26 protein-coding genes and 4 tRNA genes are annotated in these 20,902 nt (G+C 72.1%); 11 read left to right on the forward strand and 19 right to left on the reverse strand.

All coding sequences use genetic code 11. The features are described 5' to 3' along the window. The 12 genes from PSEJ31_RS0112520 to PSEJ31_RS16055 form a co-directional block, all read right to left on the reverse strand. Positions 1-412, reverse strand: a 412-nt coding sequence (locus PSEJ31_RS0112520; RefSeq protein ID WP_028915642.1) for a GTP-binding protein, incomplete at its 3' end; no start/stop codon positions are given. Between the two features lie 99 nt (positions 413-511). Further along, positions 512-587, reverse strand: a tRNA-Thr gene (locus PSEJ31_RS0112525). Between the two features lie 38 nt (positions 588-625). Then, positions 626-699 (reverse strand) — tRNA-Gly (locus PSEJ31_RS0112530). Positions 700-770: 71 nt separating this feature from the next. Next, positions 771-856 (reverse strand) — tRNA-Tyr (locus tag PSEJ31_RS0112535). Positions 857-955: 99 nt separating this feature from the next. Further along, on the reverse strand, positions 956-2,047 hold the full coding sequence (gene ychF, locus PSEJ31_RS0112540) for a redox-regulated ATPase YchF (protein WP_028915643.1): 1,092 nt from the start codon (positions 2,045-2,047) through the stop codon (positions 956-958). Positions 2,048-2,120: 73 nt separating this feature from the next. Then, positions 2,121-2,699 carry an aminoacyl-tRNA hydrolase gene (gene pth / locus PSEJ31_RS0112545; RefSeq protein WP_028915644.1) on the reverse strand — a complete coding sequence of 193 codons (579 nt, stop codon included), beginning with the start codon at positions 2,697-2,699 and terminating at the stop codon, positions 2,121-2,123. A gap of 54 nt (positions 2,700-2,753) precedes the next feature. Further along, positions 2,754-3,377 carry a 50S ribosomal protein L25/general stress protein Ctc gene (locus PSEJ31_RS0112550; RefSeq protein WP_037035146.1) on the reverse strand — a complete coding sequence of 208 codons (624 nt, stop codon included), beginning with the start codon at positions 3,375-3,377 and terminating at the stop codon, positions 2,754-2,756. 149 nt (positions 3,378-3,526) lie between these two features. Then, positions 3,527-4,486, reverse strand: a complete 960-nt coding sequence (locus tag PSEJ31_RS0112555) for a ribose-phosphate diphosphokinase (RefSeq protein ID WP_026010196.1) — start codon at positions 4,484-4,486, stop codon at positions 3,527-3,529. A 115-nt stretch (positions 4,487-4,601) separates the two neighbouring features. After that, a tRNA-Gln gene (locus tag PSEJ31_RS0112560) sits at positions 4,602-4,678 on the reverse strand. 3 nt (positions 4,679-4,681) lie between these two features. Next, positions 4,682-5,560, reverse strand: coding sequence for a 4-(cytidine 5'-diphospho)-2-C-methyl-D-erythritol kinase (ispE, locus tag PSEJ31_RS0112565; protein WP_028915646.1), 879 nt, complete (start codon positions 5,558-5,560; stop codon positions 4,682-4,684). Continuing rightward, on the reverse strand, positions 5,545-6,168 hold the full coding sequence (lolB, locus tag PSEJ31_RS0112570) for a lipoprotein insertase outer membrane protein LolB (protein ID WP_051403738.1): 624 nt from the start codon (positions 6,166-6,168) through the stop codon (positions 5,545-5,547). Before lolB ends, ispE begins: the two co-directional genes overlap by 16 nt. Beyond that, positions 6,168-7,802: a tetratricopeptide repeat protein gene (locus PSEJ31_RS16055; protein WP_232211021.1), complete on the reverse strand. Its 1,635-nt coding sequence runs from the start codon at positions 7,800-7,802 to the stop codon at positions 6,168-6,170. Before PSEJ31_RS16055 ends, lolB begins: the two co-directional genes overlap by 1 nt. Before the next feature lie 203 nt (positions 7,803-8,005). Here PSEJ31_RS16055 and hemA point away from each other — a divergent pair, with 203 nt between their 5' ends. Genes hemA through moaB form a run of 3 tightly spaced genes read left to right on the forward strand, consistent with a single transcriptional unit; the run spans position 8,006 to position 10,926 of the window. Continuing rightward, on the forward strand, positions 8,006-9,316 hold the full coding sequence (hemA, locus tag PSEJ31_RS0112580; RefSeq protein ID WP_028915648.1) for a glutamyl-tRNA reductase: 1,311 nt from the start codon (positions 8,006-8,008) through the stop codon (positions 9,314-9,316). After that, positions 9,288-10,370, forward strand: a complete 1,083-nt coding sequence (gene prfA / locus PSEJ31_RS0112585) for a peptide chain release factor 1 (RefSeq protein ID WP_019397151.1) — start codon at positions 9,288-9,290, stop codon at positions 10,368-10,370. Before hemA ends, prfA begins: the two co-directional genes overlap by 29 nt. Before the next feature lie 34 nt (positions 10,371-10,404). After that, entirely contained in the window at positions 10,405-10,926 is a 522-nt protein-coding gene (gene moaB, locus PSEJ31_RS0112590) for a molybdenum cofactor biosynthesis protein B (protein ID WP_019397150.1), read from the forward strand. Between the two features lie 6 nt (positions 10,927-10,932). Here the strand turns inward: moaB and PSEJ31_RS0112595 are convergent, their stop codons facing one another. Genes PSEJ31_RS0112595 through PSEJ31_RS0112605 form a run of 3 tightly spaced genes read right to left on the reverse strand, consistent with a single transcriptional unit; the run spans position 10,933 to position 13,037 of the window. Beyond that, positions 10,933-11,199, reverse strand: a complete 267-nt coding sequence (locus PSEJ31_RS0112595; protein ID WP_028915649.1) for an acylphosphatase — start codon at positions 11,197-11,199, stop codon at positions 10,933-10,935. Between the two features lie 3 nt (positions 11,200-11,202). Continuing rightward, positions 11,203-11,769 carry a TlpA disulfide reductase family protein gene (locus tag PSEJ31_RS0112600; RefSeq protein WP_019397148.1) on the reverse strand — a complete coding sequence of 189 codons (567 nt, stop codon included), beginning with the start codon at positions 11,767-11,769 and terminating at the stop codon, positions 11,203-11,205. A gap of 2 nt (positions 11,770-11,771) precedes the next feature. Continuing rightward, a complete protein-coding gene (locus PSEJ31_RS0112605; protein ID WP_028915650.1) occupies positions 11,772-13,037 on the reverse strand; it encodes a YihY family inner membrane protein in 1,266 nt (421 codons plus the stop codon). Between the two features lie 22 nt (positions 13,038-13,059). On the opposite strand from PSEJ31_RS0112605, the gene wrbA reads away from it, so the two are divergent. From wrbA to ybaK, 4 genes are all read left to right on the forward strand, one after another. Beyond that, positions 13,060-13,716, forward strand: a complete 657-nt coding sequence (wrbA, locus tag PSEJ31_RS0112610) for an NAD(P)H:quinone oxidoreductase (RefSeq protein ID WP_186828174.1) — start codon at positions 13,060-13,062, stop codon at positions 13,714-13,716. Then, positions 13,716-14,051 carry a DUF2069 domain-containing protein gene (locus PSEJ31_RS0112615; RefSeq protein ID WP_019397145.1) on the forward strand — a complete coding sequence of 112 codons (336 nt, stop codon included), beginning with the start codon at positions 13,716-13,718 and terminating at the stop codon, positions 14,049-14,051. Before wrbA ends, PSEJ31_RS0112615 begins: the two co-directional genes overlap by 1 nt. Positions 14,052-14,169: 118 nt before the next feature. Then, complete coding sequence (locus tag PSEJ31_RS0112620; RefSeq protein WP_019397144.1) at positions 14,170-14,655, forward strand: asparaginase domain-containing protein; 486 nt, start codon at positions 14,170-14,172, stop codon at positions 14,653-14,655. A gap of 10 nt (positions 14,656-14,665) precedes the next feature. After that, a complete protein-coding gene (ybaK, locus tag PSEJ31_RS0112625) occupies positions 14,666-15,154 on the forward strand; it encodes a Cys-tRNA(Pro) deacylase (protein WP_028915651.1) in 489 nt (162 codons plus the stop codon). A gap of 85 nt (positions 15,155-15,239) precedes the next feature. On the opposite strand, the gene sufT is transcribed toward ybaK, so the two are convergent. Continuing rightward, a complete protein-coding gene (gene sufT, locus PSEJ31_RS0112630) occupies positions 15,240-15,791 on the reverse strand; it encodes a putative Fe-S cluster assembly protein SufT (protein ID WP_019397142.1) in 552 nt (183 codons plus the stop codon). Positions 15,792-15,913: 122 nt separating this feature from the next. Here sufT and PSEJ31_RS0112635 point away from each other — a divergent pair, with 122 nt between their 5' ends. Beyond that, positions 15,914-16,339: a hypothetical protein gene (locus PSEJ31_RS0112635; protein ID WP_019397141.1), complete on the forward strand. Its 426-nt coding sequence runs from the start codon at positions 15,914-15,916 to the stop codon at positions 16,337-16,339. Positions 16,340-16,384: 45 nt separating this feature from the next. Here the strand turns inward: PSEJ31_RS0112635 and PSEJ31_RS0112640 are convergent, their stop codons facing one another. Next, positions 16,385-17,812, reverse strand: coding sequence for an NAD(P)(+) transhydrogenase (Re/Si-specific) subunit beta (locus PSEJ31_RS0112640; RefSeq protein ID WP_019397140.1), 1,428 nt, complete (start codon positions 17,810-17,812; stop codon positions 16,385-16,387). Further along, a complete protein-coding gene (locus PSEJ31_RS0112645; RefSeq protein WP_019397139.1) occupies positions 17,809-18,108 on the reverse strand; it encodes an NAD(P) transhydrogenase subunit alpha in 300 nt (99 codons plus the stop codon). Before PSEJ31_RS0112645 ends, PSEJ31_RS0112640 begins: the two co-directional genes overlap by 4 nt. Positions 18,109-18,322: 214 nt before the next feature. Between PSEJ31_RS0112645 and PSEJ31_RS0112650 the strand changes: the two genes are divergently transcribed. Genes PSEJ31_RS0112650 through PSEJ31_RS0112660 form a run of 3 tightly spaced genes read left to right on the forward strand, consistent with a single transcriptional unit; the run spans position 18,323 to position 19,709 of the window. Next, the gene (locus tag PSEJ31_RS0112650; protein WP_028915652.1) at positions 18,323-18,898 is read left to right on the forward strand and encodes an RNA polymerase sigma factor; all 576 of its coding nucleotides are present in this window, start codon (positions 18,323-18,325) and stop codon (positions 18,896-18,898) included. Further along, positions 18,895-19,254 (forward strand): hypothetical protein, encoded by a 360-nt coding sequence (locus tag PSEJ31_RS0112655; RefSeq protein ID WP_028915653.1) that lies wholly within the window; start codon positions 18,895-18,897, stop codon positions 19,252-19,254. Before PSEJ31_RS0112650 ends, PSEJ31_RS0112655 begins: the two co-directional genes overlap by 4 nt. 5 nt (positions 19,255-19,259) lie before the next feature. Next, a complete protein-coding gene (locus PSEJ31_RS0112660; protein ID WP_028915654.1) occupies positions 19,260-19,709 on the forward strand; it encodes a DUF3106 domain-containing protein in 450 nt (149 codons plus the stop codon). Between the two features lie 29 nt (positions 19,710-19,738). Here PSEJ31_RS0112660 and PSEJ31_RS0112665 read toward each other — a convergent pair whose 3' ends face one another. Further along, positions 19,739-20,842 (reverse strand): NAD(P) transhydrogenase subunit alpha, encoded by a 1,104-nt coding sequence (locus PSEJ31_RS0112665; RefSeq protein WP_028915655.1) that lies wholly within the window; start codon positions 20,840-20,842, stop codon positions 19,739-19,741. Positions 20,843-20,902: the final 60 nt, after the last annotated feature.

Consider the following 20,902-nt stretch of genomic DNA (forward strand, 5'->3'; position numbering starts at 1 on the left):
CCTTGTTCAGGAAGACCACGATGTACGGCACGCCCACCTGGCGGGCCAGCAGGATGTGCTCGCGGGTCTGCGGCATCGGGCCGTCAGCCGCCGACACCACCAGGATCGCGCCGTCCATCTGCGCCGCACCGGTGATCATGTTCTTCACGTAGTCGGCGTGGCCCGGGCAGTCCACGTGCGCGTAGTGGCGGGTCGGCGATTCGTACTCGACGTGCGAGGTCGAGATCGTGATNCCGCGGGCCTTCTCTTCCGGCGCCTTGTCGATCGCGTCGTACGCGTGGAACTCGCCGCCGAAACGCTCGGCACCGACCTTCGTCAGCGCGGCCGTCAGCGTGGTCTTGCCATGGTCAACGTGGCCGATGGTGCCGACGTTCACGTGCGGCTTGGTGCGCTCGAACTTACCCTTGGACATGGCTGCCTATCTCGCTGACGTTTTCGTGTTTGGGTGACTGCTGTGGTGGCGGCCAGGCGCCGTGGCGCCTGGCCTCCTGCGGGGAATCCCCGCGAATGGTGGTGCTCACGAATGGAATCGAACCATCGACCTCCTCCTTACCAAGGAGGTGCTCTACCGACTGAGCTACGTGAGCACAGGAAACCTGTTGTCGGAACCACGGGGGCGGCGCAATGGAGCGGGAGACGGGAATCGAACCCGCACCATCAGCTTGGAAGGCTGAGGTTCTACCATTGAACTACTCCCGCGAGGGGAACCGCTTTTCCCGGCCTACCGCTCCGGGCCTTGCCTCGTTGTTCCGTGTTACCTCTTCAAAAACTGGTGGAGGGAGGTGGATTCGAACCACCGAAGGCGTAAGCCAGCAGATTTACAGTCTGCCCCCGTTGGCCGCTTGGGTATCCCTCCGGGACCTCACCGCGGCTCAAATGCGACCGGGGTGAAACAGCCCGCTATTCTGGTCATGTCGAAACGATCTGTCAACGCTTCCGGCAACTTTTTTTCACATCAGACGTTGAAGCGGAAGTGCAGCACGTCGCCCTCCTGGACGCGGTACTCCTTGCCCTCCAGGCGCATGCGCCCGGCCTCGCGCGCACCGGCCTCGCCACGGTACTTGATGAAGTCATCGAAGGCGATGGTTTCGGCGCGGATGAAGCCCTTCTCGAAGTCGGTGTGGATCACCGCCGCCGCCTGCGGGGCGGTGGCCCCGGCCTTCACCGTCCAGGCGCGGACCTCCTTCACGCCTGCGGTGAAGTAGGTCTGCAGGCCCAGCAGCTTGTACGCGGCGCGGATCACCCGGTTCAGGCCCGGCTCGTCCAGGCCCAGGTCGGCGAGGAAGGTGTCGCGGTCGGCGTCGTCCAGCTGCGCCAGCTCCTCCTCGATGGCCGCCGACACCGGCACCACCTCCGCGCCCTCGGCCGCGGCGTGGGCGCGCACGGCCTCCAGGTGCGGATTGTTGTCGAAGCCGTCCTCCAGCACGTTGGCGATGTACATCACCGGCTTGAGGGTCAGCAGGAACAGGTCGCGCACCAGCGCCCGCTCCTCCTCGTCCAGGCCGACGCTGCGCCCGGACTTGCCCTCGGCCAGGGCGGCCTGCAGCTTCAGCAGCACCGGCTTGCGCGCCGCAGCATCCTTGTCGCCGCCCTTGGCCGCGCGTTCGGCGCGGTTGAGCGCCTTCTCCACGCTGTCCAGGTCGGCCAGGGCCAGCTCGGTGTCGATCGTCTCGATGTCCGACAGCGGGTCAACCTTGCCGGCGACGTGGACGATGTCCGGGTGCTCGAAGCAGCGCACCACGTGGGCGATCGCATCGACCTCGCGGATGTGGGCCAGGAACTTGTTGCCCAGGCCCTCGCCGCTGGCGGCACCGGCCACCAGGCCGGCGATGTCCACGAACTCCACCGCCGTCGGCACCACCCGCTCGGGCTTGACGATCTCGGCCAGCTGGTTGAGGCGCGGGTCCGGCACCGGGACCACGCCCACGTTCGGCTCGATCGTGCAGAACGGGAAGTTGGCCGCGGCGATGCCCGCCTTGGTCAGCGCGTTGAACAGGGTCGACTTGCCGACGTTAGGCAGGCCGACGATGCCGCATTTGATGCCCATGTGAGGATCCGGGATTCGTGATTCGTGATTGGCGATTCGCGGCTTCCACGAATCACCAATCACCAATCACCAATTACGGTTTGCTGGTGTGGAGGCGCTTCATCGCCTCGTTGACGTCGCCGTTGACCACCAGCGGCAGCACGTCGATGGCGTCGTCGATGGCGCGCCCGATGAGGATATCGTCGTCCTTGCCCGGCTTGCCCAGCACCCAGCCCACGACCCGGTCCTTGTGCCCGGGATGGCCGATGCCGATGCGCAGGCGGTGGAAGCGGCCGTGGCCGAGCAGGCGGATGGTGTCGCGCAGGCCGTTCTGGCCGCCGTGGCCGCCGTCGAACTTCAGCCGGGCCGTGCCAGGGGGCAGGTCCAGCTCGTCGTGGACAAGCAGCGCCTGCTCCGGCTCGATCTTCCAGAACCGCAGCGCGGCGGCCACCGACTTGCCGGACAGGTTCATGAAGGTTGCCGGCTTCAGCAGCCACACCGGCTGCCCGCCGATCTCCACCCGCGCCGTCTCGCCGAACAGCTTCGGCTCCAGGCCGAAGCGCGCGCCCTGCCGAGCGGCCAGGGTGTCGACCAGGCGGAACCCGGCGTTGTGGCGGTCGAGGGCGTGCTCCGGGCCGGGGTTGCCCAGCCCGACGATGAGTCGGATTGCCATCGCGTGCGACACGGCCGTCGTCCCGCCCGGCGGACCGGGCGGGACGGCACGGACTTACTGGGCCTCGCCCTCGCCCGCCGGAGCGGCCTCGTCGGCCTCGCCCTGGGCGGCCTTGGCCACGACCACGGCCACGTCGTGGTCCGGGCCCAGGGCCAGCGCCGGGATCTCCACGCCGGTCGGCAGCTTCAGGTCGGACAGGTGGACGACGCCGCCCACGGCCAGGTCGGACAGGTCGACCTCGACCGCCTCCGGCAGGTCCTTCGGCAGGCAGGCCACGGTGACCTCGGTCAGCTCATGCATGATCACCACGCCGGCGGTCTTGCCGGCCGGGGACTTCTCCTCGTTGACGAAGCGCAGCGGCACGGCGGCGCGCAGCACCTGGTCGTCGCTCACGCGCTGGAAGTCCAGGTGCAGGATCTGCTGCTTGTACGGGTGGCGCTGCAGGTCACGCAGCAGGACCTTCTGGATGTCGCCGTTGAGGCTCAGGTCCAGGATCGAGGAGTAGAACCACTCGTTCTGCTGGGCCAGCCACAGCTTCTCGTGGTCCAGCTGGATGGAGACCGGCGGCAGCTCGCCACCGTAGACGATGGCCGGCACCTTGCCCGCGCGACGCAGGCGGCGGCTCGCACCCTTACCCTCGTCCTCGCGGCGTTCGACGTTGATCACATGATTTGCCATTTGTTTTTACTACCTGGGTTGATGAACCGCCTCGCGGCGGCTTGGGTGGCTTCCCCGCGACCAGGGAAGCCGGAAAAAGCGGCGATTCGTGATCCGTGATTGGGAAGGGCTTTTACGAATCCCCAATCCCCAATGCCGAATCCCGGCTCTTAATCCACGTACAAGGAACTGACCGATTCGCCGAAGGCGATGCGGCGGATGGTTTCGGCCAGCAGCTCGGCCACGCTGACCTGGCGGATGCGCGGGCAGTTGCGGGCCGCCGGCGACAGCGGGATGGTGTCGGTCACCACCAGCTCGTCGAGCTGGGAGTTGTTGAGGTTGTCCACCGCCGGGCCCGAGAGCACGGCATGGGTGCAGTAGGCGGCGACCTTGGTCGCGCCACGCGCCTTGAGGGCGGCGGCGGCGGCGCACAGGGTGCCGGCGGTGTCGACGATGTCGTCGACCATGACGCAGGTCTTGCCCTCCACGTCGCCGATGATGTTCATCACCGTCGACACGTTGGCGCGCGGGCGGCGCTTGTCGATGATCGCCAGGTCGGCGTCGTCCAGGCGCTTGGCCACCGCGCGGGCGCGGACCACGCCGCCCACGTCCGGCGAGACCACGATCAGGTTCTCGGTGCCGTAGGCGCGCCAGATGTCGGCCAGCAGCAGCGGCGAGGCGTAGACGTTGTCGACCGGGATGTCGAAGAAGCCCTGGATCTGGTCGGCGTGCAGGTCCACGGTCAGCACCCGGTCGGTGCCCACCGCGGTGAACATCTTGGCCGCCACCTTGGCCGTGATCGGCACGCGCGAGGAGCGCAGGCGGCGGTCCTGGCGCGAGTAGCCGAAGTACGGCACCACCGCGGTGACCGAGGAGGCGCTGGCGCGCTTGAGCGCGTCGATGATCACCAGCAGCTCCATCAGGTTCTCCGCCGCCGGCGCGCAGGTCGGCTGGATCACGAAGACTTCCTGGCGGCGGACGTTCTCCTCGATCTCGACCTGGACCTCGCCGTCGGAGAAGGTGGAGACCAGGGCCTTGCCCGGGCGCACGCCCAGCTGGCGGCAGATGCTGTCGGCCAGCGGACGGTTCGCGTTGCCGCTGAAGATGAGCAGGTTGCGGTCTTCTTGCATCGTCTTCATCCCGGCGGCGGCTCGGATCGTTGGCGTTTCGGACAAGGTTGTTGGCGGTTGCCGCAGTCCGTGCGGCGTCTTGCATCCACGCCCCGCGGACGGGGCTGCGGGACCGTGGCAGGGGCGGCAGGATTCGAACCTGCGGATGCCGGGATCAAAACCCGGTGCCTTGGACCTCTTGGCGACGCCCCTGTGTCACGGTTCCACCGCCGCCGGGCGCGCAAGCGCGGCCCCGAGCGGCGACTGGTCCACGCCGGCGGCGAGCCAGGCCCGCAACCCGCGAGGCAACCGCGCCAGCGCCGCCTCGGCGCTGCCACGGTCGGGAAACTCGACGAAGCATCCGCTGCCGGTCCCGGTGAGCCTGGGCCTGCCGATCCGCGCCAGCGCGTCGAACGCGGCCTGCACGGCCGGCTCGCGGCGGCGCAGGACCGGCTCGAACGCATTGTCGAGCACCGTGCCTGCAGCGAAGTCCGCTATTGTCGCGGGCGGGGAATTACGCGTCAAATCCGGGGCTGCGAACAGGGCGGCGGTCGGCACCTGGACGCCGGGGTCGGCCAGCACGTACCAGGCCGGGGGCAGCTGCAGCGGCCGCAGCCGCTCCCCCACTCCTTCGGCCCAGGCGCTGCGGCCGCGCACGAACACCGGCACGTCCGCGCCCAGGCGCAGGCCCAGGCCCGCCAGCGCGTCCTCGCCCAGGTCCAGCCCCCACAGCCGGTCCAGGGCGCACAGCACGGTTGCCGCATCCGACGAGCCGCCGCCGAACCCGCCTCCGGCGGGAATGCGCTTTTCCACGGCGATGTCGGCACCAAGCGCGCAGTTGGCGTGCGATTGCAGGAGTTTGGCGGCGCGCACCATGAGGTCGTCGACCTCCGCCACGCCGGGCACCGAGTCGCCGTGGCGCACGATCCGCCCGTCCCCGCGCACCCGCAGGCGCACGCTGTCACCCCAGTCCAGCAGGCGGAACACGGTCTGCAGCTCGTGGTAGCCGTCGGCGCGGCGACCGGTGATGCGCAGGAACAGGTTCAGCTTGGCCGGGGCCGGCCACTGGCTCCATCCACTCACGGGGTACTCCATCCATCCACCACCAGCCGCACCCGCGCCTCGCCGCGCTCGGCCTGCATGCGCCGCGGCATGGCCGGCAGGCCGCCGGCCGCCGGCATCCATTCCTGGTACTCGATGTTCCAGCCGGCGGCCCGCATCCGCTGCAGCCGGCCATCGGCGCCGTATTCGATCGCATCCGCGCCGGGGGTCTCCAGGCCGCGCACCCACCAGGCCAGCTCCTGCACCGGGACCTCCCAGCCGGTGGCCTCGCGCAGCAGCAGGGAGGCGTCCCCGCCCTGGCGCGGGCCGCCATCGATGCCCTCCAGCACCGCGCCGCCGCCGGGCAGCGAGGACAGCGACCAGCTCTGCCGGGTCACCGGCGCGCCCAGCGAGATCCGGTACTGCCCGTCCTGCCAGTTCCACTCCAGGCGGCCGCTGCCGCCCTTCTGGCCGTTGCTGATCGCCACCCGGGCCTGCAGCGACCAGGCCGCGATCCCTTCCAGTACTTCCCGGCGCTGGGCCTGCTGGCGCTCGGCCTCGGCCGCCGGCACCGCCGCGGCCGGGGTCCGGGTGGGGGTGCTGGTACAGGCGGCAAGCAACAGCAGCGGCAGCAGCGCCGCCAGGCGCATCCGGGCATGCATCAGGGCACCTCCGCGTGGCCGGCCGGGTCCGCCGGCGCGGCGGCCGGCTCCAGGCTGATCCCGAACTGCCGCAGCGCCCGGCGCAGGGCGCGGTTGTCCGGATCCAGCGCACGGGCCTCCTCGAAGTAGCGGCGAGCCTCGGCGCGGCGCCCCAGGGTCCACAGCACCTCGCCCAGGTGGGCGGCGACCTCCGGGTCCTTCATCAGCCCCCAGGCGCGGCGCAGTTCCACCAGCGCCTCCTGGGTACGGCCCAGGCGGTACAGCACCCAGCCGTAGCTGTCGACGATGGCACCGTTGTCCGGCTCGGCGGTGCGGGCGCGGTCGATCAGCTCCAGCGCCTCGCGGAAGCGGTCGGTGCGGTCGGCCAGGGTGTAGCCCAGGGCGTTGAGCGCGGCCACGTTCTCCGGATCCACCACCAGCACCCGGCGCAGGTCGGCTTCGGCGCGGTCGATCCGGTCCTGGCGCTCCCAGGCCAGGCCGCGCGCGTACAGCAGCGCCGGGTCGTCCGGCCAGGCGGCCAGGCCGCGGCCCAGCACCTCCAGCTCGCCCTGGGGATCCCCCTGGCGCTGGCGCATTTCCGCCTCCAGCAGGTAGGCGTCGCGGCGCACCTCGTCGGCCAGGGCCGCGTCGTCCTGCAGCGCGCGTGCCTCGGCATAGGCCTCGTCCTGGCGGTCCAGGGTGTGCAGGACCACGGCGATGCGCATGCGCGCCTCGGTGCGCTGGGGCCCGCCGGGCACGCCGCGGTACCAGTCCAGGGCCTCGGCCGGGCGCTCGAGGAACTCGGCGATGCGGCCCAGCAGCAGGCGGCGCGAAGGGTCCGGACGGGCCGCGTCGGCCGCCAGCTCCTGGTAGAGCGCGGCCAGCTCGGCGGTGTCGCCGGCGCGCGCCAGGAGCGAGGCGCGCACGCCGTAAGTCGAGGTGTCCTGCGGGCCCTGGGCCATCACCCGGGCCGCGGCCGGCAGGTCGCGCGCGGCCTCGTAGGCCATCGCCAGCATCGCCCGGATCTCCGGGTCGCCCTCGGCCTGCGGTTCGACCTGGGCCAGGATCCGGCGCGCCTGCTCGCCCTGCCCGGCCTGCTGCAGCTGGGTCGCGCGCAGCAGCGCCACCCGCGGCTCGCCCGGGAAGCGCCTGACCACTTCGTCCATGATCCGCCGCGCCAGCTTCGGGTCGTCCAGGCGCAGGGCCATGCGCCCGAACTCCTGCCAGGCGGCGATGTCGGCGGGAATCGCGCCGCGCCGGACCAGGCGCTCCAGCACGCGCGCGGTATCGCGCGGCTCGCGCCCGCCGTTGAGGGCCATGGCCGCGTAGCGCCAGGCACGCAGGTCGCCGCTGGCCAGCAACGCCTCCAGTTCCGAGCCTGCGCGGCGCAGATGGCCGCCGCGCAGGGCCAGGGTGGCGCTGGCCGCGCGCATCGCCGGCGACTCCGGCGCCCGTTCCCGCCACAGCGCCAGCGCGCGGCCGGCGACCGCGTCGTCGTTGGCGAGGATGGCGATGCGGGTGGCGCGTTCGGCCAGCGGCACGTCGTCGCTGGCGCCGCGGGCGGCCTCCAGGTACCAGCGCGCGGCCTCTTCCAGCTGCCCGGACTGCAGCGCGAACTCGCCGGCCAGCAGCGGACCCAGCGCGTCGGCAGGCATGCCCTCGCCGGCATGCGCCAGCGGCGCCAGGACCAGGGCCAGCAACAGGGCCAGGCGGCGCATGCGGCCGGCCCGGGGGCCGCGCGCGCGGCCCGGGAAAGGCAGCGGGGCGCGGGTGGAAAGCTTCAATTCGGGCATTGGCACCCACCGGGCCGTAAAATGGCGGCCCAAACAAGCCAGCAGATTAACGCAAGCACCTGAACATGACGCTTTGGCTCCTCGGCCTGAACCACCAGACCGCGCCGGTCGACCTGCGCGAACGGGTGGCGTTTGCCGGCGAAGCGCTGGGCCGGGCGCTGGGCGCGCTGCGCGCCCTGCCCGGGGTGTCGGAGGCGGCCCTGCTCTCGACCTGCAACCGCACCGAGGTCTACGCCATGGCCGAGGACGGCCAGGTGCTGGCCGACTGGCTCGAAGGCCACGGCGCCGGCATCTCCGCCTACCTGTACCGCCACCGCGACGCCGACGCGGTGCGCCACCTGTTCCGGGTCGCCACGGGGCTGGACTCGATGGTGCTGGGCGAGCCACAGATCCTGGGCCAGGTGAAGGACGCCTGGGCCCGGGCGCGCGAGCACGGCGCCCTCGGCAGCCGCCTGGACCGCCTGTTCCAGCAGACCTTCGCGGTGGCCAAGCGCGCCCGCACCGACACCCGCATCGGCGTGAACCCGGTTTCGGTGGCCTCCACCGCGGTGCGCCTGGCGCAGGATTCGTTCGCGCCACTGGCCGATTCCACCGTGCTGCTGATTGGCGCCGGCGAGACCATCGAGCTGGCCGCGCGCCACCTGGTGAAGGGCGGCGTGCGCCGCCTGCTGGTGGCCAACCGCACCCTGGCCCACGCCCAGGCCCTGGCCGAGCGCCACGGCGGCTATGCCCTGCCGCTGACCGAACTGGACCGGCACCTGGCCGAGGCCGACATCGTGTTCTCCGCCACCGCCGCGCGCGAGCCGGTGCTGCTGCGCACCCAGGTCGAGGCCGCGCTGGCCGTGCGCCGGCGCAAGCCGGTGCTGCTGTTCGACCTGGCGGTGCCGCGCGACATCGAGGCCGGCGTGGCCGCGCTGGACGACGCCTACCTGTATACCGTGGACGACCTGGAGCGCGCGGTGGAGGACAACCGCCGCGGCCGCCACGAGGCCGCCGAGGCGGCCGAGGCGATCATCGACCTGCAGGTGTCCCGCTTCATGGAGACCGTGCGCGCCGGCGAGCGCCAGGACACCCTGCGCCGCCTGCGCGCCATGGGCGATGCCGCCCGCGAGGAGATCCTCGCCCGCGCCCGCCAGCAGCTGGCCTCCGGGCGCGATCCGGACGAGGTGCTGCAGTTCCTCGCCCACACCCTCACCAACCGGCTGCTGCATCCGCCGACCGCGGCCCTGCGCGAGGCCGCGCTGGCCGGCGATACCGAGCTGGTGCGCGCCGCCGACCGCCTGTTCCCCGCCCGCGCGCCGTACTCGCACCCGGCCGCCGCCAACCTGCCCCCGCCCCGACTGCCCGATGACCCCGAGCCTGCGCCGCAAGCTTGAAGCGCTGGCCGAGCGCCGCGAAGAACTGGAACGCCTGCTCGCCGATCCCGGCGTGATGGGCGACCCTGCCCGCTTCCGCGACCTGTCGCGCGAGTTCGCCCAGCTGGAGCCGGTGGCCACCGCGCTGGCCGCCGAGGCCCGCGCCCGCGAGGACCTCGCCGCGGCCGAGGCCATGCGCGAGGACCCGGAGCTGGCCGGGCTGGCCGAGGAGGAAATCGCCACCGCGCGCGAGCGCCTGCAGCAGCTGGACCGGGAGCTGGCCCTGCTGCTGGTGCCCAGGGACCCGCGCGACGAGGGCAACCTGTTCCTGGAGGTGCGCGCCGGTACCGGCGGCGACGAGGCTGCGCTGTTCGCCGGCGACCTGTTCCGGATGTACGCGCGCTACGCCGAGCGCCAGGGCTGGAGGGTCGAGGTCGAGTCCGAAAATCCGGGCGAGCACGGCGGGCACAAGGAAATCGTGGCCCGCATCGTCGGGCGCGGCGCGTATTCCAAGCTGAAGTTCGAGTCCGGCACCCACCGCGTGCAGCGGGTGCCGGCCACCGAGTCGCAGGGCCGCATCCATACCTCGGCGGCCACCGTGGCGATCATCCCCGAGGCCGACGAGATCGAGGAGATCACCATCAACCCGGCCGACCTGAAGGTCGACACCTTCCGCTCCTCCGGCGCCGGCGGCCAGCACGTCAACAAGACCGACTCGGCCATCCGCATCACCCACCTGCCCAGCGGCCTGGTGGTGGAAAGCCAGACCGAGCGCAGCCAGCACGCCAACCGCGACAAGGCGATGAAGCGGCTCAAGGCGCAGCTGCTGGAGGCCGAGCGCAGCAAGCAGCAGGCCGCGCAGGCCGAGAGCCGGCGCCTGCAGGTGGGCAGCGGCGACCGCAGCCAGCGCATCCGCACCTACAACTTCCCCCAGGGCCGGATCACCGACCACCGCGTCGAAGGCCTGACCCTTTACGACCTGCCCAACATCCTCGAGGGCGACCTGGACCCGCTGGTCAGCCGCCTGCAGCAGGAATACCAGGCCGACGAGCTGGCGCGCCTGACCTCCGAATGAGCGCGGCCGGCGCGGCCCGCGCTAGGCTAGGGGCATGACCGCCCAGACCGACTTCGCCCCGCTGCAGCTGTGCGTGCTGACCGTGTCCGACACGCGCACCCTGGAAAACGACAGCTCCGGCGACTACCTCGCCGGCGCGCTGCAGGCCGCCGGCCACCAGCTGCACGCCCGCGCGCTGCTGCCGGACGACCGCTACAGGCTGCGCGCACTGGTGTCGGCCTGGATCGCCGAACCGGCGGTGGACGGCATCCTGGTCACCGGCGGCACCGGCTTCACCGGCCGCGATTCCACGCCCGAGGCGCTGCTGCCGCTGCTGGACAAGGAAATGCCCGGCTTCGGCGAACTGTTCCGCGCCATCAGCGTGGACGAGATCGGTACCTCCTCGCTGCAGTCGCGCGCCTTCGCCGGGGTGGCCAACGCCACCTTCCTGTTCGCCCTGCCCGGCTCGACCTCGGCCTGCCGCACGGCCTGGGAAAGGATCATCGTCCACCAGCTGGACGCGCGCACCCGGCCCTGCAACCTGGCCGGACTGCGCCCGCGCCTGCGCGAGGCCTGAGCCCCGTCAGCCGACGCTGAAGCCCGGCGGCACCCGCTCCTGGTGCGGGAAGCGCTCCACCGCCTCGACCTTGGCCGTCGGCGGCCCCTGGCGCAGCCACTGCTCCAGCGCGTCGATCGCCTCCGGGCTGCCGGCGGCGACCACCTCCACGCGCCCGTCCGGCAGGTTCACCGCGCTGCCATCCAGCCCCAGGTGCAGCGCCTGCTCGCGGGTGGATGCGCGGTAGTACACGCCCTGCACCTTGCCGCTGACCAGGAAACGTGCCGCGTCCATGGCTCAGCCCTCCGCCTTGCCGGCCACCGCCAGCTCGATGTCGCTGGCGCTCACCGGCCCCAGGAACTGGCGCGCGACCTTGCCGTCCGGCGCGAGCAGGTAGGTCATCGGCAATCCGCGCGGAGTGGCGAAGTCGCCCGGCGGCGCGTACGGATCCAGCACCACGATCGGGTACGAGACCGGGCGCTCGCGCAGGAACGCCTGCATTTCCTCGGTGGCGATGTCCTCGTAGGCCAGGCCCACCACCTCGATGTCCTCGCGCATCTCGTGCAGCGCCGACAGTTCCGGCATCTCCTGCAGGCAGGGCTTGCACCAGGTCGCCCAGAAGTTGACCACCACCCAGCGCCCGCGCTGCGCGGCCAGGTCGTAGGGCTTGCCGTCCACCGCGGTGCCGGTGAAGGACGGGTACTCGGCGGTCTGGTCGACCACGCCGGGGCTTTCCAGCGGCGGCGGCAATTCCTCGGCCGACGGCGGCGGGCTGGCGTCGGCCGCGGACTGCGGCTCCGTGGCCTGGCGCCCGCAGGCGCACAGCAGGGCCAGCAGGGCCAGGGCGGGAATCGGGAAACGCATGGTCAATCTCCGAGGGAATGGGGGTAGAGGGAGCCGACCCGGCGCCGCAGCACGTCGCGCAGCGGCAGGCGCAGGTCGTCGAGTACCGCGGTGGCGTCCTGGCCGAGCGGGTCCTCGCGGCACGGCAGCCAGGCCTCGTCCGCGGGCACGCGCACGCCGCAGGCCTCGTACAGCTCGCCCAGGCAGACGTCGTCCAGGTCGCGGCCCAGCAGCCACTCGCCCTGCTCGTCCCGGCGCAGCACGCGGATCTCCGCCAGCTGGGCGAGGAACTCCTGCAGCAGCGAGTCGGTGAGCATCGGCTCCAGCTCCAGGATCGCCGCCGTGTGCAGGCCATGGCCCTCGCGCCGGGCGTCGCGGAAGCGGCCGATCAGCCGCAGCAGCGCATAGACCTCGTAGCCGGCCGGCAGGCGCATGGACGCCGGCTGGTAGCGGAACGCGGCCAGCGACGAAGCCAGCGAGGCACCCAGCAGGATCGCGATCCAGCCCAGGTAGATCCACAGCATCAGGATCGGGATGAAGGCCAGCGCGCCGTACAGCTTCTGGTAGCCCTGGAAGCTGCCCAGGTACACGCCCAGCCCGGCCTTCACCGCTTCCAGCAGCAGCACCGCCAGCGCCGCGCCGGCCAGGGCGTGGCGCCACTTGACCGTGTGGTGCGGCACCACGCGGTAGACCAGCACCACCACCACCAGTTCGATCAGCACCGGCGCCAGGCCCAGGCTGAGGTCGGCGATGGCGCGCCCTTCCGGGGTGGCGAACAGCGGCAGGGCGAAGATCCGCGCCGAGATCGACAGCGAAGCGGCGGCCAGCAACGCGCCCAGGGTCAGCACCGTCCAGTACACCAGGTAGCGCGACAGCCGCGGCCGCGCGCTGGCCACCCGCCAGATGCGGTTGAAGGTGGACTCCACGCTGTTGAGGGTGACCAGCAGCGAGACCACCAGCGCAACGACGCCGGCGGCGGTGAGCTGGCGCGAGTTCTCGGCCAGGCGGTCGAGCGAGGACTCGATCGCGCGCGCCGCGGTCGGCATGAAGTTGGAGAACACGTAGTCGACCAGGGCGTTGCTCCACTGGTCGAACACCGGGAACGCGGCCAGCACGCCCAGCACCACCACCGCCAGCGGCACCAGGGCGAAGACGGTGGTGTAGGCCAGCGCCGCGGCGGCCTGGAACAGGCGGTCGTCGACGAAGCGGTGCCACAGGAAGCGCGCGAACGCGACCGCGCGGGCGCGGTCGCGCATGCGTTCCCGCCAGTTTCCGGTCAGACCGTCCATGCGCATCGGGCAAGCCTACCCGATGCGCCGCACGCGCCGCATCGCCGATACTTGCGCCCCTGGCATACCCGAGGAAGCAGCACGCATGGCCGAGATCCTGGTCCTGTACTACAGCCGCGGCGGTTCGGTCGCGCGCCTGGCGCGGCAGATCGCGCGCGGGGTGGAGGAAGTGCCGGGCATGCAGGCGCGGCTGCGCACGGTGCCGCCGGTGGCGGCGGTGACCCAGCAGGCCGCCCCGCCGGTGCCGGAGGACGGCGCGCCCTACGTCACCAGCGCCGACCTGGCCGGGTGCGCCGGCCTGGCCCTGGGCAGCCCCACCCGTTTCGGCAACATGGCCGCGCCGGTCAAGCACTTCCTCGACGGGCTTGGTGGCGAATGGGCCAGCGGCACCCTCGCTGGCAAGCCGGCGGCGGTGTTCACCTCCACCGCCACCCTGCACGGCGGCCAGGAATCGACCCTGCTGAGCATGCACGTGCCGCTGCTGCACCACGGTTGCGTGATCGTCGGCATCCCCTATACGGAGCCGCTGCTGAGCAGCACCCGCAGCGGTGGCACGCCCTACGGCGCCAGCCACGTCGCCGGCGCCGACGACGACCCGCAGCCGAGCGAGGAAGAGGCCGTGCTGGCGCGCGCACTGGGCCGGCGCCTGGCCGATATCGCCGCGAGGCTGGCCCGCTGATGCGCGCGCCTTCGCACCGGGTGCTGGGCATCGCCCTGCTGGCCCTGGCCGGGCTCTACCTGGCCTGGTTCCACGACGACCGCCACGCCGCCGCGGCGCTGCTGGTGTTCGCCCTGCCGCCGCTGCTGCTGGCGGGGCCGGCCTGGCGCGGCGGGCGCAAGGCCGCGTTCTGGTCGGGCGTGCTGGCGCTGTTCTGGTTCAGCCACGGGGTGATGCACGCCTGGGCGCATCCGGAAGCCGGGCTGTTCGCCTGGGCCGCGATCGCGCTGTCGCTGGTGGTGGTCATGGCCTCCAGCTGGCCGGGGCTGAAGGCGCGCTTCGGCCGCCGCGGCTGAGCGAAGGTTTCATTCGCACCTTTTCGCCCACCGGCGCGATAATCGCGCCGCGGCGGTGCCGGGCACCGCCCTCCCCCGTCCACGGGTGCGGCCGCGGCCGCACCGCAGGAGCCGCTCCATGGAAGAACTGCTGATCGTCACCACCGGTGGCACGATCGACAAGATCTACTTCGACGACAAATCCGACTACCAGATCGGCGAGCCGCAGATCGGCATGATCCTGCGCGAGCTGGGGGTGAACTTCCGCTTCACCGTGATCCCGATCCTGCGCAAGGACTCGCTGCACATCACCGACGCCGACCGCGAGCTGGTGCGCGCCACCATCGCCGCGCAGCCGGCGCGCCACGTGCTGGTGACCCATGGCACCGACACCATGGTCCAGACCGGCATGGTGCTGCGCTCGATCGCGGACAAGACCATCGTCATGACCGGCGCACTGAGCCCGGCGCGGTTCCGCGGTTCGGACGCGGAGTTCAACATCGGCTGCGCGATCGGCGCGGTGCAGACCCTGCCGCCGGGCGTGTACATCGCCATGAACGGCCGGGTCTGGACCCCGGACAAGGTGCGCAAGAACGTGGCCGCCAACCGCTTCGAGCCGGCCTGAGGCCAGGCCCGTGTCGAAGGCGACCCGCGCCACCCGCGTCCTCGACGCCGCCGGCGTCGTCTACCGCCTGCATCCGTACGACTACGACGCCGAGGCCAGCGTCCTGGCGGGCGGCAAGGGCCTGCAGGCGGCCGCCGCGCTGGGCGTGCCACCGGAGCGGGTACTGAAGACGCTGATGGCCTGGGTCGACGCCCAGGCGGTGTGCGTGGTCCTGCCCAGCGACCGCCAGGTCCAGCTCAAGGCGCTGGCGACGGCCGCCGGCGGCAAGGCCGCGCGGATGATGGAAGTGGCCGAGGCCGAGCGCCGCAGCGGCTACAGGGTCGGCGGTATCAGCCCGTTCGGCCAGCAGCGGCCGGCGCCCGTGTGCTTCGAGCGCGACGCGCTGGCCCAGCCGAGTGTGTTCATCAATGCCGGCCAGCGCGGCCTGCTGCTGGAGCTGGCGCCGGCGGATGCGGTGCAGGTGCTGCAGGCGCAGGTGGCGGCGATCAGCCGCGCATAGCCGCACGCAGCCGTGTCCGGCTACGCCACCCACGAATCCCGAATCCCGATCCCGAATCCCGGCGCCCAGGGTGCGCGATGCGGACTCAGTACATCCCGGTCTCGAGGCGCGCGGCCTCGGACATCATGTGCCGGCCCCACGGCGGGTCGAACACCAGTTCCACGTCGGCCTGGCTGATGGTCGGGATCTGCTCCAGCTTGGCGCGCACGTCGTCCACCAGGATCTCGCCCATGCCGCAGCCGGGCGCGGTCAGGGTCATCTTCACGTCGATGCCGCGGGTGCCGTCGTCCAGGTGCTTCAGGCTGGCCTCGTAGACCAGGCCCAGGTCGACGATGTTGAACGGGATCTCCGGGTCGAAGCAGGTGCGCAGCTGGCTCCAGACCATGGCCTCGACCTCCTCGTCGCTGGCGTCGGCCGGCAGTTCCAGCTGCGGCGGCACTTCCTTGCCGATCGCGTCGGCATCCTTGCCCGCGATGCGGAACAGGTTGCCTTCCACGAACACGGTATAGCTGCCGCCCAATCCCTGGGTGATGTAGCCGACGCTGCCGGCCGGGAGGGTCACCGCCTCGCCCTGCGGCACCATGACGGCGGCGCAGTCGCGTTCGAAGCGGACGGGTTCGCTGCTGCGGGAGTACATGCGGCGGATATGGGGCAGCCCGCCCGCATATGCAAGGCGGCCAGCGGCCGGTGTGGGGAGGACGCTCATTCTAGCGCATGCCCGCCGGGCGTATCCTTGGCGACCCCTTCCGGATCCACCCGATGCCCCGAACCCTGCATTCCCATGGCCGCCCACGCCGCGCCTGGCTGTGGCTTCCCCTGCTGTTGCTGGCCATGGCCACCGCGGTGGTCGCCTGGGGCGCCCTGGGCCTGGCCAGCGGCCGCCAGCACGGCTGGGTGGCGCTGCTGGTGGCGCTGGAGTCGGGACTGATGCTGCGCCTGGGCGGGATGCGCCCCGGCTGGGGACGCGCCGTTGCCGCCGCCGTGGCCACCGTGCTGGTGGTGGTCGCGGTGCAGTGGGCGATTGCCGCCGGCCATATCGGCGCGCAGATGGGCATGGCACCGTGGCAGGCGCTGCCGAAGATGGGGCCGCGCTTCGTGCTGACCCTCAGCCAGCTGGCCAATACCCGCCTGGACCTGTGGTGCCTGGCGCTGGCGCCGCTGCTGGCGCTGCGCGCCGGACGCTGAGCCGCCACGCAGGCCCCGGCGGCGCGCGCCGGAGCCGCGTCCGCCTCAATGGCCGCCGTCCAGCGCCTTCAGTTCGCTGACCAGGGCGTTGGCCATGTCCGCGCCGTCGCCGTAGAGCATGCGGGTGTTGTCGGCGTAGAACAGTGCATTCTCGATGCCGGCAAAACCGGTGCCCTTGCCGCGCTTGATCACGATGACGTTCTTCGACTCGACCACGTCGAGGATCGGCATGCCGTAGATCGGGCTGGACGGATCGGTCTTGGCCACCGGGTTGACCACGTCGTTGGCGCCGATCACCAGCGACACATCGGTGTTCGGGAACTCCGGGTTGATGTCGTCCATGTCCGCGATCAGGTCGTACGGCACGCCGGCCTCGGCCAGCAGCACGTTCATGTGCCCCGGCATGCGCCCGGCCACCGGGTGGATCGCGAACTTCACCTTCACCCCGCGCTCGATCAGCCGCTGCGCCAGCTCCCAGATCTTGTGCTGGGCCTGGGCCACGGCCAGGCCGTAGCCGGGCACGATCACCACGCGCTCGGCGTAGGCCATCATCGCCGCCACGTCGCCGGCCTCGATCGGCTTCTGCGAGCCGCTGATCTCCTGCGCCTGGCCGGCGGCGCCGAAACTGCCGAACAGCACGTTGCGGATCGGCCGGTTCATGGCCTTGGCCATCAGCCGGGTCAGCAGGATGCCGGCCGCGCCGACCATCATGCCGGCGATGATCAGCGCCTCGTTGCCCAGCACGTAGCCCTCGAACGACACCGCCAGCCCGGTGAAGGCGTTGTAGAGGGAGATGACCACCGGCATGTCGGCGCCGCCGATCGGCAGGGTCATCAGCACGCCCAGCAACAGTGCCACCAGGAAGAAGGCGATGATCGCCACCGGCTGCAGGCTGGTGGCCGCCCATGCCCCGAGCACCACCATGGCCAGCGCCACCAGCAGGTTGAACGCCTGCTGGCCCGGGAAGGCCACGCGCTTGTCCAGGCGCCCGTCGAGCTTGGCCCAGGCGACCACCGAGCCGGACAGCGACACCGCGCCGATCGCCGAGCCCAGCACCGCCAGCGCCAGTACCACTGCGCCCGGGCCGGCCGCCGGAGCCCCGGCCGGCGCGGCCTGCGCCAGCCCGGAGTAGCGCAGCAGCTCCACCGCGCCGATCGCCGCGGCCGAACCGCCGCCCATGCCGTTGTACAGCGCGACCATCTGCGGCATGTCGGTGATCGCCACCTTCTTGCCGGAGACCCAGGCCAGCACCGTGCCCAGCACCAGCGCCGCGACGATCAGCGCCAGGTTGTGCAGGTCCGGCAGCAGGAAGGTCGCGGCGGTGGCCAGCAGCATGCCGACGCCGGCCCAGTGGATGCCGCTGCGCGCGGTGGCCGGCGAGGCCATGCGCTGCAGGCCGAGCAGGAACAGGGTGGCGGCCACCAGATAGCTGGCGCCGACCAGCCACAGGCGCAGGTCGAAGCCGCCGCTCATGCCTTGCCCCCGGGCTTCTTCGAGGACTTGAACATCTCCAGCATGCGCTCGGTCACCACGTAGCCGCCGGCGGCGTTGCCCGCGCCCAGGGCCACGGCGATGAAGCCCAGTGCCTTTTCCAGGGTGGTATCGGCGTGGCCGAGCACCACCATCGCGCCGATCAGCACCGCGCCGTGGATGAAGTTGGATCCGGACATCAGCGGCGTGTGCAGGATCACCGGCACCCGCGAGATGATCACGTGGCCCGCGATGGCCGCGAGCATGAAGATGTACAGCGCTACGAAACCGTCGTTCATTGCGTCCTGCCTCCCCGGGCACGTGCCCGCCCGGATGATAACCGCAGGCTGAACCCGGCTGGCGCGTGTCAACCGCGGCCCGCGGCGGGCGTTTACTGGTGCATCGAACCGCCACGAACGGGTGCAGATGAAACCGACGATCCCGCCGCCGTTGCCCGCCATGGCCGTGGCGTCCGCCCGGATCCACGGTACCCGCACCGGGGGCCGTTAAGCTGTGCTGGTGACTCCGCCCGCATCGCCCGACACGGACGCGCCCGCCACCCCGGCCTGGGCCTCGCTGGACGCGTTCCTGGCCGACATCGGCACGCGCGCGTTCCGCTTCGCCGAGGCCGGCCTGCGCAACCGCGACGATGCGCTGGACGCGGTGCAGGACGCGATGATGCGCATGCTCGCCTACCAGGACCGCCCGGCCGCCGAATGGACGCCGCTGTTCTGGAGCATCCTGCGGCGGCGGATCATCGACCTGCAGCGGCGCTCGCGCTTCCGCCTGCGCTGGATGCTGCCGGCGGTGGCCAGCGACGATCCGCGCGGCGAGGACACCGGCATCGACTGGGCCGACACCAGCCCCGGCCCGGCCGAGGCCCAGGAGCGTGGCGAGACCTACGCGCGCCTGGTGGAGGCGCTGCGCCAGCTCCCGCCGCGCCAGCGCGAGGCGTTCACCCTGCGCGTGCTGGAAGAGCTGGACGTGGCCACCACCGCGCAGGTGATGGGCTGCTCGGAAGGCTCGGTGAAGACCCACCTGTCGCGTGCGCGGCAGGCCCTGAATTCGCAACTGGAGGACGTCCTGTGACGACCGCACCCGATTCCCTCGACCGCCGCGCCCGGCAGCTGCACGCCGAAGCGCTGGCGCATGTCTCCCCCGAGGTGCGCGCGCACCTGCGCCGGGCCCGTCACGAGGCCATCTCCGCCGGTACGGAGCGCCCGTCCTGGCGGCTGCCCTCGTGGCTGGCCGGCGGCGCCATGGCCGCGGCCCTGGTGCTGGCGGTGGTCCTGCGCCCGGACCCGGCGCCGCCGCAACCCGACGCCCTCCCCGCCGCCGGCGTGGCCGCCGCCACGCTCGAGGATCCGGCCGTCCACCTGGAGGAGGATCCCGGCTTCTACCTGTGGCTGGCCTCGGCCGACGTCACCGCCCTGGCCCTGGAGTAACCGCCATGAACCTGCGCCTGTCCCTCTGCCTTGCCGCGCTGCTGCTGCCGACCGTGGCCGCCGCCCGGCCCGCCCAACCCGCGCCCGCGCCGGCACCCGCCGCGCGCCAGGCGGAACTGCCGCGCTGGGAACAGCTGAGCGCCGAACAGCGCGAACTGCTGGTCGCGCCGCTGCGCGACCGCTGGAACGACAACCCGCAGGAGCGCGCACGCATGCTCGAGCGTGCCCAGCGCTGGAAGGAACTGCCGCCGCAGGCGCGCGAACGCGCCCGCCGCGGCATGCGCCGCTTCGAGCAGATGGACCCGGAGCAGCGCCAGCGCGCGCGTGCGATCTTCGAGGCCACCCGGCAGATGACGCCGGAGCAGCGCGAGCGCTTCCGCAAGGAGTGGGAGCAGATGAGCCCGGCGCAGCGCCAGGAATGGCTGCGCGCGCATCCGGCCAGGGACGCGCACTGAGTCGCGCGGGCCGGCCAGCGGCCGGCGGCTCAGGCCGCGGCGGTCGCCGCCGGCGGTTCCGGCCAGGCGGTCTTCGCCAGCAGTTCGTCGTTCCAGTCGAAGGACAGCGCGCCGTCCTTCAGGAACAGGACCACGAAGTTGAAGACATTGCGCGCGTACATCTCGCTGGCGTGCACCGCGCCCATGCTGGCCAGGTCGAGCGGACCGGCGATGGTCACGCCGTGGCGCTCGACGGTCTGCCCGCGCTCGGTCAGTTCGCAGTTGCCGCCGGTCTCGGCGGCCAGGTCCACGATCACGCTGCCGGGCTTCATGCCCGCCACCATCGCCGCGCTGATGATCTTCGGGGCCGGCCGCCCCGGGACCGCGGCGGTGCACACGATCACGTCGATGTTGCGTACATGCTCGGCCAGGCGCCGCTGCTGCTCGGCGCGCTCCTCGTCGGTCAGCGCGCGCGCGTAGCCGCCCTCGCCGGCCGCGCTCACGCCCAGGTCGAGGAACTTGCCGCCCAGCGACTCGATCTGCTCGCGGGTCTCCGGGCGCACGTCGAAGCCCTCCACCTGCGCGCCCAGCCGGCGCGCGGTGGCGATCGCCTGCAGGCCGGCCACGCCGGCGCCGACCACCAGCACCTTCGAGGGACGGATGGTGCCGGCGGCGGTGGTGAGCATGGGGAAGAAGCGCGGCGCCAGCTGCGCGGCGATCAGGGTGGCCTTGTAGCCGGCCATTCCGGCCTGCGAGCTGAGCACGTCCATGGCCTGGGCGCGGGTGGTGCGCGGCAGGCGCTCCAGCGGGAACGCCCGGATCCGGCGCGCCTGCAGCGCCGCGGCGCGGGCCGGATCGGCCTGCGGGTGCAGCATGCCCACCAGCACCGCGCCCTCGCGCAGCGCGCCGATCAGTTCCGGCGCCGGCGGCTGCACGCACAGCACCAGCTCGGCGCTGGCGCGGGCATCGGCGGCGGCGGGCAGCGCGCCGGCCTCGGCATAGGCCTGGTCGCTGATGCCGGCGCCCAGCCCGGCGCCCGGCTCCACCCGCACCGTGGCCCCCGCGGCGACCAGCTTGCGCACCGTCTCCGGCGTGGCGGCCACGCGGCGCTCGCCAGCGGCGGCTTCCTTCAGCACCAGCACTTCCACCGTCATGCCGCGTCCCCTCGCAATGTCAGATCGGCCGGATGCTAGCAAACGCGGCCGGCGGCGGTT

This window comes from Pseudoxanthomonas sp. J31, assembly GCF_000510725.1.
Lineage (GTDB): Bacteria > Pseudomonadota > Gammaproteobacteria > Xanthomonadales > Xanthomonadaceae > Pseudoxanthomonas.